The organism is Luteimonas sp. Soil_C_16, assembly GCF_057657295.1.
Window position 1 is genome coordinate 648,993 of record NZ_JBDGIS010000001.1, and the last position, 13,937, is coordinate 662,929.

13 protein-coding genes are annotated in these 13,937 nt (G+C 68.3%); 7 read left to right on the forward strand and 6 right to left on the reverse strand.

The window, feature by feature from the left end; genetic code table 11:
- Nucleotides 1-303 precede the first annotated feature (303 nt).
- Together AC3A5T_RS02890 and AC3A5T_RS02895 are read right to left on the reverse strand one after the other, a co-directional pair.
- Nucleotides 304-1,008 carry a 2OG-Fe(II) oxygenase gene (locus AC3A5T_RS02890; protein WP_487627274.1) on the reverse strand — a complete coding sequence of 235 codons (705 nt, stop codon included), beginning with the start codon at nucleotides 1,006-1,008 and terminating at the stop codon, nucleotides 304-306.
- A complete protein-coding gene (locus AC3A5T_RS02895) occupies nucleotides 1,005-2,039 on the reverse strand; it encodes a class 1 fructose-bisphosphatase (RefSeq protein WP_332077732.1) in 1,035 nt (344 codons plus the stop codon). The genes AC3A5T_RS02890 and AC3A5T_RS02895 overlap by 4 nt, the downstream gene beginning before the upstream one ends.
- 169 nt (nucleotides 2,040-2,208) lie before the next feature.
- Between AC3A5T_RS02895 and AC3A5T_RS02900 the strand changes: the two genes are divergently transcribed.
- Entirely contained in the window at nucleotides 2,209-3,414 is a 1,206-nt protein-coding gene (locus tag AC3A5T_RS02900; protein WP_487627275.1) for an amino acid aminotransferase, read from the forward strand.
- Nucleotides 3,415-3,558: 144 nt separating this feature from the next.
- On the opposite strand, the gene AC3A5T_RS02905 is transcribed toward AC3A5T_RS02900, so the two are convergent.
- Genes AC3A5T_RS02905 through AC3A5T_RS02915 form a run of 3 tightly spaced genes read right to left on the reverse strand, consistent with a single transcriptional unit; the run spans nucleotide 3,559 to nucleotide 5,778 of the window.
- Nucleotides 3,559-3,807 (reverse strand): hypothetical protein, encoded by a 249-nt coding sequence (locus AC3A5T_RS02905; RefSeq protein WP_487627276.1) that lies wholly within the window; start codon nucleotides 3,805-3,807, stop codon nucleotides 3,559-3,561.
- A complete protein-coding gene (locus tag AC3A5T_RS02910) occupies nucleotides 3,804-5,321 on the reverse strand; it encodes a carotenoid oxygenase family protein (RefSeq protein ID WP_487627277.1) in 1,518 nt (505 codons plus the stop codon). The genes AC3A5T_RS02905 and AC3A5T_RS02910 overlap by 4 nt, the downstream gene beginning before the upstream one ends.
- A gap of 25 nt (nucleotides 5,322-5,346) precedes the next feature.
- Complete coding sequence (locus AC3A5T_RS02915) at nucleotides 5,347-5,778, reverse strand: DUF2141 domain-containing protein (protein WP_487627278.1); 432 nt, start codon at nucleotides 5,776-5,778, stop codon at nucleotides 5,347-5,349.
- A 49-nt stretch (nucleotides 5,779-5,827) separates the two neighbouring features.
- Between AC3A5T_RS02915 and AC3A5T_RS02920 the strand changes: the two genes are divergently transcribed.
- The 4 genes from AC3A5T_RS02920 to AC3A5T_RS02935 all read left to right on the forward strand — a co-directional run bounded on the left by AC3A5T_RS02920 (nucleotide 5,828) and on the right by AC3A5T_RS02935 (nucleotide 10,557).
- Entirely contained in the window at nucleotides 5,828-7,030 is a 1,203-nt protein-coding gene (locus AC3A5T_RS02920; protein WP_487627438.1) for a sensor histidine kinase, read from the forward strand.
- Nucleotides 7,027-7,665 carry a response regulator gene (locus AC3A5T_RS02925; RefSeq protein WP_487627279.1) on the forward strand — a complete coding sequence of 213 codons (639 nt, stop codon included), beginning with the start codon at nucleotides 7,027-7,029 and terminating at the stop codon, nucleotides 7,663-7,665. Before AC3A5T_RS02920 ends, AC3A5T_RS02925 begins: the two co-directional genes overlap by 4 nt.
- Nucleotides 7,666-7,975: 310 nt before the next feature.
- A complete protein-coding gene (gene azu / locus AC3A5T_RS02930) occupies nucleotides 7,976-8,431 on the forward strand; it encodes an azurin (RefSeq protein WP_487627280.1) in 456 nt (151 codons plus the stop codon).
- A complete protein-coding gene (locus AC3A5T_RS02935) occupies nucleotides 8,431-10,557 on the forward strand; it encodes a TonB-dependent receptor family protein (protein ID WP_487627281.1) in 2,127 nt (708 codons plus the stop codon). Before azu ends, AC3A5T_RS02935 begins: the two co-directional genes overlap by 1 nt.
- Before the next feature lie 264 nt (nucleotides 10,558-10,821).
- Here the strand turns inward: AC3A5T_RS02935 and phhA are convergent, their stop codons facing one another.
- The gene (gene phhA / locus AC3A5T_RS02940) at nucleotides 10,822-11,724 is read right to left on the reverse strand and encodes a phenylalanine 4-monooxygenase (protein WP_487627282.1); all 903 of its coding nucleotides are present in this window, start codon (nucleotides 11,722-11,724) and stop codon (nucleotides 10,822-10,824) included.
- 128 nt (nucleotides 11,725-11,852) lie between these two features.
- Here phhA and AC3A5T_RS02945 point away from each other — a divergent pair, with 128 nt between their 5' ends.
- Together AC3A5T_RS02945 and glnA are read left to right on the forward strand one after the other, a co-directional pair.
- Nucleotides 11,853-12,326: an Lrp/AsnC family transcriptional regulator gene (locus AC3A5T_RS02945; RefSeq protein ID WP_487627283.1), complete on the forward strand. Its 474-nt coding sequence runs from the start codon at nucleotides 11,853-11,855 to the stop codon at nucleotides 12,324-12,326.
- A 165-nt stretch (nucleotides 12,327-12,491) separates the two neighbouring features.
- The gene (gene glnA / locus AC3A5T_RS02950) at nucleotides 12,492-13,901 is read left to right on the forward strand and encodes a type I glutamate--ammonia ligase (protein ID WP_487627284.1); all 1,410 of its coding nucleotides are present in this window, start codon (nucleotides 12,492-12,494) and stop codon (nucleotides 13,899-13,901) included.
- Nucleotides 13,902-13,937: the final 36 nt, after the last annotated feature.

Consider the following 13,937-nt stretch of genomic DNA (forward strand, 5'->3'; position numbering starts at 1 on the left):
CGCTCAGACATGGGCTGCTCTTCGGCCACGCCAGGCTCCGGTGCTCGGCTCGCTTTACGGCTCGATTTCAGATCAAGAGCGCAAAAGCAAAAAGCAGAAGCCGAGCAACAGCAACCCTCACCCGATGCGCTGCGCGCATCGACCTCTCCCGGAGGGAGAGGTGCTTGGGTCAGGATCCGTGCGACGCACGCATCGATCCGGAATCAGATCCGGTGCAGGCTCTCCCTCAGTGGGAGAGGTGCTCTGTGCTCGCGGGTAGACAGACACGGCGGCACATGCCTGAAGAACAGGCGCAGAAGCGCCTCAGCCACCCCCGTACAACGCCTCCGCCCGCTGGAACAGAATCCAGCTAGTCGCAATGCACTTGTCGCCGTTCTGCGGCTTGTTGCCGCGATGCGTGTGCGTGAAGGCGGTCGGGGCGATCAGCAGGTCGCCGGTGCGCGGCGTGATCTTGCGTCGCTGGAACAGGAACTCGGTTTCGCCGGCGTCGAAGCCGTCGTTGAGGTAGACCGTCCACAACAGGTGGCGGTGCAGGGTTTCGCCGCTGGCGTCGCGCGGGTACAGCTCGCAGTGCCAGTAGGGATAACCGCCCTCGCCGGCCGCGTACCACTGCAGGTTGATCGTGCCCGGGCGCAGGCAGGTCTGCAGCAGGCCGCCGAGGCGCTGGTCGTCCATCGTCGGGAAGTCGTCGGCTTCGAGGCGACGCAGTGCGCCGTCGGCGCCCGGCTGCTGCAGCATCAGCGGGGCGATCAGGGTCTGCGGGTACTTGCGCAGGTAGGCCATCAGGCCGGCATAGACCGCGACGTTGAGCTGCTGCACCACGTCGGCCCAGTCGGCGCGGTCGTTGATCGACAGGTCGCGACTGCGCTTGAGTTCGGGATACACGCCGCCGCCGATCTCGCCGGCGTGCAGGTCGGGGCTGGCCCGCAGCCGCGCGACGATCGCCGCGCAGGTCTCGGCCGACAGCGCGCCCGGGGTCACTTCGATGAAATCGGCGGGCGCGTTCATGCGGCGGCGCTGTCGTGCTGCAGGTGGTAGCGGGTCGCGGTCTCCACTTCGTCCTTGGAGCCCAGGAACACCGGCACGCGCTGGTGCAGCGAGGTCGGGGCGATGTCGAGGATCCGCGTCCGGCCGTTGGTCGCGGCGCCGCCGGCCTGTTCGACCAGCATCGCCATCGGGTTCGCTTCGTACATCAGGCGCAGCTTGCCGGGCTTGGACGGATCCTTGCGGTCCCAAGGATAGATGAAGATGCCGCCGCGGGTCAGGATGCGGTGCACGTCGCCGACCATCGCCGCGACCCAGCGCATGTTGAAGTCCTGGGCGCGCGGGCCGTCCTGGCCGGCCAACAGGTCATTCACGTAGGCCTGCGTCGGCGCTTCCCAGTGACGCTGGTTGGACATGTTGATCGCGAATTCGCGGGTCTGCGCCGGAATGCGCATGTGACCCGTCGTCAGCACGAACGAACCCTGCTCGCGATCCAGCGTGAACGCATGCGTGCCGTGGCCGATGGTCAGCACCAGCATGGTGCTCGGGCCGTACAGGCAATAGCCGGCGGCGACCTGGGTGCTGCCGGCCTGCAGGAAATCGTGGTCCTGCGCGGCGGTCACGCCTTCGGGGCAGCGCAGCACCGAGAAGATCGTCCCGACGCTGGCGTTGATGTCGATGTTGGAGCTGCCGTCGAGGGGATCGAACACCAGCAGATAGTTGCCGCGCGGGAACGCGTCGGGGATCTGCTGCGAGTGCTCCATCTCTTCTGATGCACACGCCGCCAGATGACCGCCCCAGGCATTGGCCTCGAGCAGGATCTCGTTGCTGATCACGTCGAGCTTCTTCTGCGCCTCGCCCTGCACGTTGATGCTGTCGCCGCCACCGGCGGCCGCGGCCTCGCCCAGCACGTCGCCCAGCGCGCCCTTGCCCACCGCCACCGAGATCCGCTTGCAGGCGCGCGCGACGACTTCCAGCAGCAGCCGCAGATCCGGGGTCACGTGGCCCGAGCGCTGTTCCTCGATCAGATGGCGGGTCAGGGAAATGCTGGGCATGCGCGGGCGGTCCTTGGCGTCGGGGAGACCGGCATTGTCGCGCCAAAGGCCATGGCTGTCCCACGGCCAGGATCGCGCGGGTGGGCGGGGGCCGGTATTCTGGGCGGGTCCGGTCGCAGGCGGCACGCGCGACCGGCGCCCTCCCCTCCGTCGTGCAGGCAGTCTTTACGTGTCCTCCTTTTTCGCGAACGTCGAACTCGTCCCCGGTGATCCCATCCTCGGCCTGACCGAGGCCTACAACGCCGATCCGCGCGCCACCAAGGTCAATCTGGGCGTGGGCATCTACTACGACGAGGCCGGCCGCATTCCCGTGCTCGACGCCGTGCGCGAGGTCGAACAGCGCCTGGCCGCCGAGGCCAAGCCGCGCGGCTACCTGCCGATCGACGGCATGCCCGACTACACGAAGGCGACCCGCGAGCTGCTGTTCGGCGTGGACTCGCCGCTGCTGGCCGCCGGCCGCGTCGCGACCACGCAGACCGTCGGCGGCAGCGGCGCACTGCGCACCGGCGCCGATCTGCTGAAGAAGGTGCTGCCGCACGCGACCATCGCGATCAGCAACCCGAGCTGGGAGAACCACCGCGCGGTGTTCGGCGCTGTCGGTTTCGAGGTCGTCGACTACACCTACTTCGACGCCGCCACGCACGGCATCGACTTCGCCGGCATGCTCGCCGACCTGCGCAAGCTCGACGCCGGCACCGTCGTGCTGCTGCACGCCTGCTGCCACAACCCGACCGGCGCCGACCTCACCGTCGACCAGTGGCGTCAGGTCATCGAGGTGCTGCGCGAGCGCGACCTGTTCCCCTTCATCGACATCGCCTACCAGGGCTTCGACCAGGGCATCGAGCAGGACGCCGCGGCGATCCGTCTGCTGGCCGAGTCGGGCATTGCGACCTTCGTCGTCGCCAGCTCGTACTCCAAGTCGTTCTCGCTCTACGGCGAGCGCGTCGGTGCGCTGACCGTGGTCTCGGGCACTGCCGAAGAAAGCCGCGCGGTGCAGTCGCAGATCAAGCGCATCATCCGTGCGAACTATTCCAGCCCGTCGACGCACGGCGCCGCGCTCGTCGCCGGCGTGCTCGGCAGCCCCGAGCTGCGCGCGCGCTGGGAAGCGGAACTGGGCCAGATGCGCACGCGCATCCACGCCCTGCGTGCGGGCCTGGTCGAGAAACTCGCCGCGAACGGCGCGCCCGAATTCGCTTTCATCCAGGATCAGGCCGGCATGTTCTCGTACTCGGGTCTGAGCCGCGCCCAGGTGGACCGCCTGCGCGACGAGTTCGGCATCTACGCCGTCGGCACCGGCCGCATCTGCGTGGCCGCGTTGAGCCTGAAGAATCTGGATTACGTGGCCGAAGCGGTCGCGGCGGTCAGCCGCAGCTGATTGCTTCAGCGGTCGCGCCGCCAGTCGCGGCGCGTTTATTCGAGCCCTCCCCCGCGCGCGGGAGAGGGCTGTGTGAGGGCGATCCGTCAGAACTTTGAATGCGTCGACGCGCGAGTCATCTGGCGTAATCCTGCGCTGCGCCTGTCAGGTGCTGCGTCCTTTCGTACGGAACCAAGCGCCCAGCTCGCGCACCAGCAGTACGAGCAACACACCGGGCGCGATGAACTGCACCGCGATCTGCACACCGCGTCGGATCGTGAGGCGGATCGCCTCGCGGACATCGTCGCGCGCGATCCAGGGATCGAAGTCGCGCCAGCCGATCCACACGCAGAGCACCAGCGCCGCGACCAGCGCGACGATGCGCCACCAGCGCGTTGGACGAAGCGACGTCATGCCGCCGCCTGCGCGAAATGCCCATGGAAGCCCAGCGGAAACGCATACGGCAGCCACGCGGTCGCGAGCGGCCCGTCGCCGATGCGTTGCGCATCCAGCACCGCGATGCCGCTGCGGTCGCGTGCGTGGTCGAGCAACGTGCCGACCAGCCATCCATCGTCGGGCCGCGTGCTGCCGGGGCGCGGAATGAAGACGTGCTCCTCGGCGAGGATGTCGCGGCCGTAGCGGTGCAGCTCGCGGCGGCCGGTCGCCGGATCGACCATCTGCACGGCGTTGAAGTACGGCGCACTCGCGTCGCCTGCGTTGGTCGGCATGTACAGACGCGCGCCGCGGTTGCTTGGCGATCGCGGGTCGAACATCGGGAACTCGATGCCGCCGATGCCGGTCATGTCCCAGCGCGCATGGCCGCGGCGCATGTCCAGGCGCAGCTCGGCCAGCTGCGCGGGCGCCGCGGGTCCGTGGTGCCCGAACATCGCGGCGCGGTGCGGCGAGCGTGCCTGCGCGACGTCGGCCAGGCGCATCGTGCGCACGACGATCTCGCCATCGCGCTCGAACGCATCGCCGAAGTGGTAGGCCATCGTGAAGTCGACCTCGAAACGGCGCGCGACGCGATCGGGCGCGGCCTTGTCCACCACCATCACCGCGCACGCGCGCTGCGGCGCGAAGGTCATGCTCTCGAAGAACGAGCCGGCCGGCGTGGTGTCGAACGGCGTCAGCAGGAACACCAGATGCCGGTCGGTCTGCACGAAGGCATGCAGATAGCCGGGGGCCTCCATCTCCAGCACGTGCGCACCGAGCAGCGTCGCATCCGCGCCGATGTGCCACAGCAGCAGCCCGGCGCCGCCCATCATCGACAGCGCACCGAAGTTCCACCAGCTGCCGTCGCGGTCGCGCAGCGGATGCGCGGAAAACGGCAACGCCTGCAGGTCCGGGCGCCAGGTCACCGGACCGAGCGTGTCGAGCGCATCGGGATCGAGTTCGAACGCCGAGCCCGCCTCGCTCAGTACGAACAGGCGGCCGCCGATCGTCACCACCGAGGTGTTGGCGGTGTTGGCATCGTCGTTGTTGCGGATCGCCACCGGCTCGGGAACCGTGGTGCCGGCGGCCAACGTGTTGAAACGGCCGGCGCGCTGCTCGCGCTGGAACTTGGGTGTCTGCACCATGCGGCCGCGATGGGTCACCGCGCCGTCGCCGAAGCGCCAGCCGTGCACCATGCCGTCGCCGTCGAACCAGTGTTCGTAACGGAAGCCGTCGCGCTCGAACCAGGCCGGGCCGTTGCGGTACAGCGTGCCGGCGAAGTCGGCCGGCAGGCGGCCTTCGAGCTGCACCGTGGTCGGGCCGAAGGCCTCGGCCGACACCTGGCGCCAGCCGGCCAGATACGGCCGCTCGCGCAGGCCGGCGGCGAACTCGGCCGGATCGCCGGCAAGGGCATCGCCGCCGTGCAGCAGCGCGGGCCCGAGCGCGGCGATCGTGGCGCCGGAGAACAGGTTGCGGAGGAAGCGGCGACGATCCATGGCGGTCTCCCGGAGCGGCTGCGGATCAGCGGATCGCGACGTCGAGCGCCAGCGCATCGGCGCCCACGTCGAACGCCGCTTCATCGAACGTCGGCTTGCGCATCACCCGCGGGTTGTTGCTGAAGCCGTAGCCTTCGACCGGCATGCCGACGAGGTTGGTGTCGAGCGTGCCGTTGCCGTTCTCGTCGTGGATCACCATTAGCGCGTAGCGGCCGGCCGGCACGCCGTCGAACGTCACCCGGGTGACGTCGCCCACCGGCGCCACCAGGCGCGCGGCGATCGGCGCGGCGCTGCCGGCGTAGCCCGCGGCATCGACCAGTGCGACCTGGAACTGCCCGTCCTGGCTGCGCGCCTCGCGGATCGAGATGGCGACGTCGGCGGCGTGCAGCGGCGCGGCACACGCGGCGGCGGCCAGCAGAACGAACGGAGCGGCGAAGGAGGCGGGGATGCGGCGCATGGCGATGTCCTGGTCGGGTGTGGCATCAGTCTCGACGCGCGCCCGGCCGGTGCCAGCTGCCGGTGGTCATCGATCCGCAGTGCCGGAAGTCACTTTCTGCGCCGCGCCCATTGCCGCCACCGGCAACGGCTTGCAGCATGGCGCCATGGTCAAGCCCCGCCGTCTGTTCGAACCGCTCAATCTCGCCGCGTTGCTGACGCTCGGCGCGGTCGCGTTCTCGATGCGCTACTACGATCCCGCGCGACAGGCGACCGCGTGGCTGCTGCTGGGTCTGTTCGCGGCCGGTTTCCTGTCGTTGTCGGTGTGGCCGTCGCGGCTGCGGCGCGTCGAGCATGCGGTGATCGCGATCCTGCCGGTGATCGCGCTGTTGCTGATCGCACTCGATACCAAACCCGGCACCGCGCCCGTGCTGCTGGTGATCTGGATCGCGGTCGCGTTCTCCGACTGGTCGCCGCGCGTGGCCACGGTGGCGCTGGTCGTCGTCGACACCGTCTACTACCTGATCCTCAAGTACATCGCCGGCTTCGGCGCGCCGCTGATGTCGGTGCTGATCTTCGCCGGCTTCCAGGCCTTCGCCGCGCTGTGCATGCACTACGCGCGCAGCGCCGAGCGCACGCGCGATGCGCTCTCGCGCGTCAACGCTGACCTGCTGGCCACGCGCGCGCTGCTCGCCGACAGCGCCCGCGATGCGGAGCGCCTGCGCGTCGCGCGCGAACTGCACGATGTCGCCGGCCACAAGCTCACCGCGATGCGCCTCAACCTGCGCGCGCTGGTCGACGAACCGGCGTTCGCCGGCAACGTGCAACTGCGCATCGCCGAACAGCTGTCGGGCGAACTGCTCGGCGACATCCGCAACGTGGTGCAGGCACTGCGCGACAGCGGCGGCCTCGATCTCGCCACCGCCCTGCGCGCGCTCGCCGCGCCGATGCCGCGCCCGCGACTGCGGCTCACCATCGCCGATGACGTGCGCGTGTCCGATCCCGCGATCGCCGAAGCCGTGCTGCGGCTGGTGCAGGAAGCGCTGACCAATGCCGCGAAACACGCCGATGCCGATGTGCTGGATGTCGCCCTGCATCGCGAAGGCGCCCGCTTGCACGTGACCATCGAAGACGACGGCCGCGTGCGCGACGGCTGGCGGGAGGGCAACGGCATCGCCGGCATGCGCGAACGCCTCGCCGCTCTGCAGGGCCACGTATGCCTGGCGCGCAATCCGCGCGGCGCGATGCGCATCGACGCGGAACTGCCGGCATGAGCGCGGTGCCGGCGCGCGTCGCCCTTGCCGACGACCAGGCGCTGGTGCGTGCCGGGCTCCGCGCGCTGCTCGAACGCCACGGCATCGTGATCGTGTTCGAGGCGGACTCGGGCACGACGCTGCTCCAGCAGCTCGTCTCGTATCCGGTCGACGTGATCCTGAGCGACATCCGCATGCCGGGGCTCGATGGCATCGAGGCGCTGACCGCATTGCGTGCGCGCGGCGATACGACGCCGGTGCTGCTGCTGACCACGTTCGACGACAGCGACCTGCTGCTGCGCGCCACCGACGCCGGTGCGCAGGGCTTCCTGCTCAAGGACGCGGCGCCCGAGGATCTGCGCGACGCGATCGCGCGCGTGGCGGCGGGCGAAACCCTGCTGCAACCGGTCAGCACCGAGCCGGTGCGCGCGCGTTACCGCTTCCACGACGACAACGCTCCACGCGAAACCTTCACCGAGCGCGAGGTCGCGATCCTGCGACTGCTCGCAGGCGGTTATTCGAACAAGGAGATCGCGCGCAGCCTGTTCCTCGCCGAGGGCACGGTGAAGAACTACGTGTCGGCGATCCTCGAAAAGCTCGGCACGCGCGACCGCACGCGTGCGGTGCTGAAGGCGATCACGTTGCAGGTGATCTAGCGCGTGCGTCGCGCCAACGCGGACTTCATTGCTCGTCGTCCCAGCGCACGCTGGAGGCGCTCTACAACAGCCGCAGGCTGGTCACCCATGTTCGCGGTGATCTTCCAAGTCGCATGAAACGCGCAACGTCAAGATGGGCCCCAGCTTTCGCTGGGGCGACAGCGTACAGACCTGAGCCTCTGGAAGACGCGCACAGCTGCTGTCACAAGCCCCACCTGCGACATTCCGTCCCGGGCCGTTCACGCCGCCCTTTGCGACAATGCGCGACGCGATGCGTCGCCTCGCACACCTGCTTTTCCACGGAGATGTCATGCCGAACCGCGCTTTGCGCGGCGCGCTCGCGCTGCTGCTGTTGTTGCCCGCCACCGGCGCGTTCGCGCGCACCTGCGATCTGACGATCGGCAGCAGCGATGCGATGCGCTTCGATCGCAGCGAACTGCGCGTCGCCGCCGACTGCACCCAGGTGCGACTCACGCTGCGTCACACCGGCCGGCAGATGGCCGCGGCGATGGGCCACAACTGGGTGCTGACGCGCACCGCGGATTACCGCCCGGTCGCGATCGCCGGTGGCCGTGGCAGCCTCTCGCACAGTTATCTGCCGCCTGGCGACGCACGCGTCATCGCGCATACGAAAGTCATCGGCGGCGGCGAGTCGACCACGATCACCTTCCCGACCGCGGGCCTCGCGCGCGGCGGCGACTACACCTTCTTCTGCTCCTTCCCCGGCCACTGGAACGTGATGCGCGGCAAGCTGGTGTTCGGTTGATGCGCGCGGCCCCCACCGCGCTGGCAATCGCGCTGTCGCTGATCCTGCTTTCGCCCGGCGTCGCGCAGGCGACGGATGATGCCCCCACCACGCTCGAACGCGTGCGCGTCGATGCCACGCGGCTGCGCGGCGTCAGCGATTTCGATACGCCGGCCTCGGTCGATGCGATCCGCCTCGACGATGGCAACAGCAACCGCGCCGGCACCGTCGCCTCGGAACCGCTGTCGGGCGTGCCCGGCCTGCTCGCGCGCGACCGCCAGAACCACGCGCAGGACACGCAACTGTCGATCCGCGGCTTCGGTGCGCGTTCCACCTTCGGCGTGCGCGGCGTGCGTCTGTTCGCCGACGGCATTCCGGCGTCGATGCCCGACGGCCAGGGCCAGCTCTCGCATTTCAGTCTGGTCGGCGGCGACCGCATCGAGATCATGCGCGGCCCGTTCTCGGCGCTGTACGGCAACTCCTCCGGCGGTGTCGTGCAGCTGTGGAGCGCCGACGGGCAGCCCGGCGATCCCTGGCGGTTCAAGGCCAGCCACGGGCGCGACGACACGACCAGCCTGTCGACGCAGCTGCGCGGCGGCACGGAGACAGTCGGCTACAACGTCGCGCTGTCGCGGTTCGACACCGACGGCTGGCGCGACCACAGCGCCGCGCGTCGCGATTCGGCGAACGCGAAGCTGCGCTTCGACTTCGGCGACCGGCGCCGGCTCGATCTCGTCGTCAACCACGTCGACATCGACGCACAGGACCCGCTCGGCCTGACCGCCGCGCAGGTCCGCGAGAATCCGCGCCAGGTCGCGCCGGTCGCGCTGCAGTTCGACACAAGAAAGACCGTGCGCCAGACCCAGGCCGGCGCGGTCTACGAACACGGCATCGGCGATGCGCAGACGCTGCGCGCGATGGCCTACGGCGGCACGCGTGCGGTTATGCAGGTGCTGCCGCTGCCCGTCGGCGCGCAGGTCAATCCGCTGAACTCGGGCGGCGTCATCGATCTCGACAACACCTACGGCGGCCTCGACCTGCGCTGGAGCTGGCAAGGCACGCTGGCCGGGCGACCGCTCGAAGCGACGGTGGGTGCGAATGCCGATCGCCAGCGCCAGGACCGCCAGGGCTTCGAGAACTTCGTCGGCGACACGCTCGGCGTGCGCGGCCGCCTGCGCCGCGACGAGCGCAATACGGTCGAGAACCGCGACCAGTTCGCGCAGCTCTACTGGACGTTCGCGCCGCGCTGGTCGCTGCTGGCCGGCGTGCGCCACAGCGAGGTCGAGTTCACCTCGCGCGACGCGTACATCACCGCGAGCAATCCCGACGACAGCGGCCGTGTCGCGTTCCGCCAGACCTCACCGGTCGCCGGCGTGACGTTCGCGCCGCGCGAGGATCTGCGCCTCTACGCCTCGGCCGGACGCGGCTTCGAAACACCGACCTTCAACGAACTCGGCTATCGCGCCGACGGCGGCGCCGGGCTCGCGCTCGATCTCGCGCCTGCGGTCAGCGACAACGTCGAAGTCGGCACGAAGTGGCAGGCGCGTTCGGGCACCACGCTCAATGCCGCGCTGTTCCGTGCCGAGACCGACGACGAGCTCGCGGTGGCGCGCAATGTCGGCGGCCGCAGCAGCTTCCAGAACATCGGTCGCGCGCGTCGCCAGGGCGCGGAAGTGTCGCTGCGTCAGCCGCTGGGCGAAGCGCTCGATCTGAGCGTTGCAGCGACCTGGCTCGATGCGACCTTCCGCGACGACTATCGGGTCTGCACCGGCGCCGGTTGCACCGTGCCGTCGACGCCGGTCGCCGCAGGCGCACGCATTCCCGGCGTGCCGGCGCGTCAGCTGTTCGCGCGTCTCGACTGGACGGGCGGCCCGTGGAGCGCGGCACTCGAAGGCGTGGGCGTGGGTGATGTGGTCGTCGACGATCTCGCGACCGGCCGCGCGGCGGGCTATGCACTCGTGCACCTCGAGGGCGCACGCCGCTGGCGTTTCGATGCGGGCGAGCTGCGGACCTTCGTGCGCATCGACAACGTGCTCGACCACGCCTACATCGGCTCGGTGATCGTCAACGAGGGCAACGGCCGGTTCTATGAGCCGGGCCCGGGGCGCGGGGTGATGGTGGGGGCGCAGTGGACGTGGAATCGGTGAGCGATGGGGTTCGCTGCGCTTGCGCCATCCCACGGAAGCGGCGTTTGGCATGCGCTGAGTTGCAAGGTCGCGACCCCTTCGTCAGCTTTCGCCGGGATGACGCAATGTAGGGTCGATGCCCCAGCGAAACTGGGGCCCTTGTTCGCGGTGGTCCGACGGTTCGCGTTGAAACGCGAAATCAGAATGGGCCCCAGCGTGCGCTGGGGCGACGGGTCATGGGGTAGCGCGAGCGTCTGAAGTCAGCACACCCGCTGACCGCAACAATCAAACATCCCCACCCGCCGTCCACCCCTCGCCTGTGCCGCGGTGGAACACGCGATCCTCGTCGCGCACCGTGCCCGCGCCCACCGTGTCCTGCTGTGCCAGGCGCGCATAGATCGGGGTGAAGTCCGGGCCGGTCGCGTCCATCAGCTGCTCGAAACTGTCGATGACGAAGTAGGTCTTCTGGTAGGTGTCGATGCGGTAGCGCGTGCGCATGATGCGTTCGAGATCGAAGCCGATGCGGTTGGGCGCATCGGATTCCAGCGAGTAGATCGATTCGCCCTTCGACGACACGATGCCGGCGCCGAAGATGCGAAGACCGTCCGCCTGCTGGATCAGACCGAACTCGACCGTGTACCAGTACAGCCGCGTCAGGTTCTGCAGCGCGTCCGGGCCGATGCCGTGCGCTTTGACGCCGCCCTTGCCGTAGGCCTCCATGTAATCGGCGAACACCGGATTCATCAGCAGCGGCACGTGGCCGAACAGATCGTGGAAGAGATCGGGTTCCTCGATGTAGTCGATCTGGTCCGGGCGACGGATCCACCACGTCACCGGGAAGCGACGGTTGGCGAGGTGGTCGAAGAAATCGAGTTCCGGCAGCAGGCCTTCGACGCCGAGCAGCGTCCAGCCGGTCGCGGCTTCCATCACGGCGTTGAGTTCGGTGAACTTCGGAATCGCGTCGGGCGTCATGCCCATCGCGTCCTGCGCCTGCAGGAATTCGTCGCAGGCGCGGCCGACCAGCAGCTCGCGCTGGCGCGCGTACAGCGTGGCCCAGGTCGCGTGGTCGTCGGCGCTGTAGGTGTCCCAGGGCTGCTCGACGATGCCGGTGGCGTAGACCGGCACCTTGCCCTTCTCGGTGTGCAGGTTCTCGACGCGACGCGGGGCGTTCGACGGCTGGGCGGACATGACGACTCCGGTGGATTCGGTGATCCACGACGATAGCGCCGAATCCCCGCAACAGGCTTGCGTCATTGCGCGTCTACAGTGGTTAAGCGCAATAATCGTGCGTCGATACGCAATTCAGGACAACGATCATGGCTGCCGCCGACCTTGACCGCACTGACCTGCTGCTGCTGGCCGAACTGCAGCGCAACGGCCGGCTGACCAATGCCGACCTCGCCGAGCGCATCCATCTCTCGCCTTCGGCCTGCCTGCGGCGGGTGCAGCGGTTGGAGCGCGACGGCGTGATCGCCGGTTATCGCGCCGACGTCAGCGCCGAGCGCCTCGGCCTCGGCCTGCAGGCCTTCGTACGCGTGCAGCTCAAGCACCACGACAGCGCCGCGGTCGCCGGCTTCGCCGCGCTGGTCAACGGCTGGGAGGAAGTCATCGCCTGCCATGCGCTGACCGGCGACATGGATTACCTGCTGCAGGTGGTCGTGCGCGACCTCGAACACTTCTCGCGCTTCCTGCTCGACCGCCTGCTCAACCAGCCCGCGGTCGACGACGTGAACTCGAGTTTCGTGCTGCGCACGGTCAAGGCGGACCGCGGTCTGCCGCTGCCGACGTGACGCACCATCGAGGTGCATCTCTAGGAATAACGCACCAATCACGTAGGTGAATTGGCGCCACCGGCCGGTGCGGAATGTGTAAATGATTGATTCGATTGAGCCTGATGAGTTGGCACGGCCATTGCGTTATCCAGGACTCAATCAACACGCAAGGCGGTCGTTCCGATGTCCACCGAAAATCTCGAAAAGCTGATCAAGGACCACAAGATCGAGTTCATCGATCTGCGGTTCACCGATATGCGCGGCGTGCAGCACCACGTCACGTTCCCGAAGTCGATCATCGAACCCGGCCTGTTCGAGGACGGCAAGATGTTCGACGGCTCGTCGATCAGCGGTTGGAAGGGCATCCAGAACTCCGACATGGTGCTGCTGCCCGACGCGTCCACCGCGTTCGTCGATCCCTTCACCGCCGATCCGACGCTGGTGCTGACCTGCGACATTCTCGATCCGACCACGATGCAGTCCTACGAGCGCGATCCGCGCGGCATCGCCAAGCAGGCCGAGGCGTTCCTGAAGTCCAGCGGCATCGCCGACCAGGCGTTCTTCGGCCCCGAGCCCGAGTTCTTCATCTTCGATTCGGTGCGCTACTCGAACGAGATGGGCCACACCTTCTTCCACATCGAATCGGAAGAAGCGCACTGGAACTCGGCCAAGGAATACGAAGGCGGCAACAGCGGCTACCGTCCCGGCATCAAGGGCGGCTACTTCCCGGTGGCCCCGCTCGACTCGCTGCACGACATCCGCGCCGAGATGTGCAAGACGCTGGAACAGGTCGGCATCGAAGTCGAGGTGCACCACCACGAAGTCGCGAACGCGGGCCAGTGCGAGATCGGCACGCGCTTCAACTCGCTGGTCGCCAAGGCCGACGAACTGCAGACGATGAAGTACATCGTCAAGAACGTCGCGTTCCGCAACGGCAAGACCGCGACCTTCATGCCCAAGCCGATCGTCGGTGACAACGGCAGCGGCATGCACGTGCACCAGAGCCTCGCCAAGGGCGGCACCAACCTGTTCACCGGTGACGGCTACGGCGGACTGAGCCAGACCGCGCTGTGGTACATCGGCGGCATCTTCAAGCACGCCCGCGCGATCAACGCGTTCTCCAACGCGTCGACCAACTCCTACAAGCGTCTGGTGCCGGGCTTCGAAGCGCCGGTGATGCTGGCCTACTCGGCGTCGAACCGTTCGGCCTCGTGCCGCATTCCCTACGTCGCCAACCCGAAGGCGCGCCGTATCGAAATGCGCTTCCCCGATCCGATGCAGTCCGGCTATCTGACCTTCGCCGCGCTGATGATGGCGGGTCTGGACGGCATCAAGAACCAGATCGATCCGGGCGGCCCGAGCGACAAGGATCTCTACGACCTGCCACCCGAGGAAGAGAAGAACTTCCCGACCGTGTGCCACTCGCTGGACCAGGCGCTCGACGCGCTCGACAAGGACCGCGACTTCCTCAAGGCCGGCGGCGTGTTCTCCGACGACTTCATCGATGCGTACATCGCGCTGAAGATGAAGGAAGTCACCGCGTTCCGCGGCGCGACGCACCCGCTCGAATACCAGATGTACTACGCGATCTGACGCACTTCCACGGGGTCGGCCATTGGCCGGCCCCGT

What these genes read in the sequence shown, in the direction of transcription:
- AC3A5T_RS02890 (WP_487627274.1), bottom strand. Translation starts at nt 1,008, where the DNA reads ATGAACGCGCCCGCCGATTTCATCGAAGTGACCCCGGGCGCGCTGTCG.
- AC3A5T_RS02895 (WP_332077732.1), bottom strand. Translation starts at nt 2,039, where the DNA reads ATGCCCAGCATTTCCCTGACCCGCCATCTGATCGAGGAACAGCGCTCG.
- AC3A5T_RS02905 (WP_487627276.1), bottom strand. Translation starts at nt 3,807, where the DNA reads ATGACGTCGCTTCGTCCAACGCGCTGGTGGCGCATCGTCGCGCTGGTC.
- AC3A5T_RS02910 (WP_487627277.1), bottom strand. Translation starts at nt 5,321, where the DNA reads ATGGATCGTCGCCGCTTCCTCCGCAACCTGTTCTCCGGCGCCACGATC.
- AC3A5T_RS02915 (WP_487627278.1), bottom strand. Translation starts at nt 5,778, where the DNA reads ATGCGCCGCATCCCCGCCTCCTTCGCCGCTCCGTTCGTTCTGCTGGCC.
- AC3A5T_RS02925 (WP_487627279.1), top strand. Translation starts at nt 7,027, where the DNA reads ATGAGCGCGGTGCCGGCGCGCGTCGCCCTTGCCGACGACCAGGCGCTG.
- azu (WP_487627280.1), top strand. Translation starts at nt 7,976, where the DNA reads ATGCCGAACCGCGCTTTGCGCGGCGCGCTCGCGCTGCTGCTGTTGTTG.
- AC3A5T_RS02935 (WP_487627281.1), top strand. Translation starts at nt 8,431, where the DNA reads ATGCGCGCGGCCCCCACCGCGCTGGCAATCGCGCTGTCGCTGATCCTG.
- phhA (WP_487627282.1), bottom strand. Translation starts at nt 11,724, where the DNA reads ATGTCCGCCCAGCCGTCGAACGCCCCGCGTCGCGTCGAGAACCTGCAC.
- AC3A5T_RS02945 (WP_487627283.1), top strand. Translation starts at nt 11,853, where the DNA reads ATGGCTGCCGCCGACCTTGACCGCACTGACCTGCTGCTGCTGGCCGAA.
- glnA (WP_487627284.1), top strand. Translation starts at nt 12,492, where the DNA reads ATGTCCACCGAAAATCTCGAAAAGCTGATCAAGGACCACAAGATCGAG.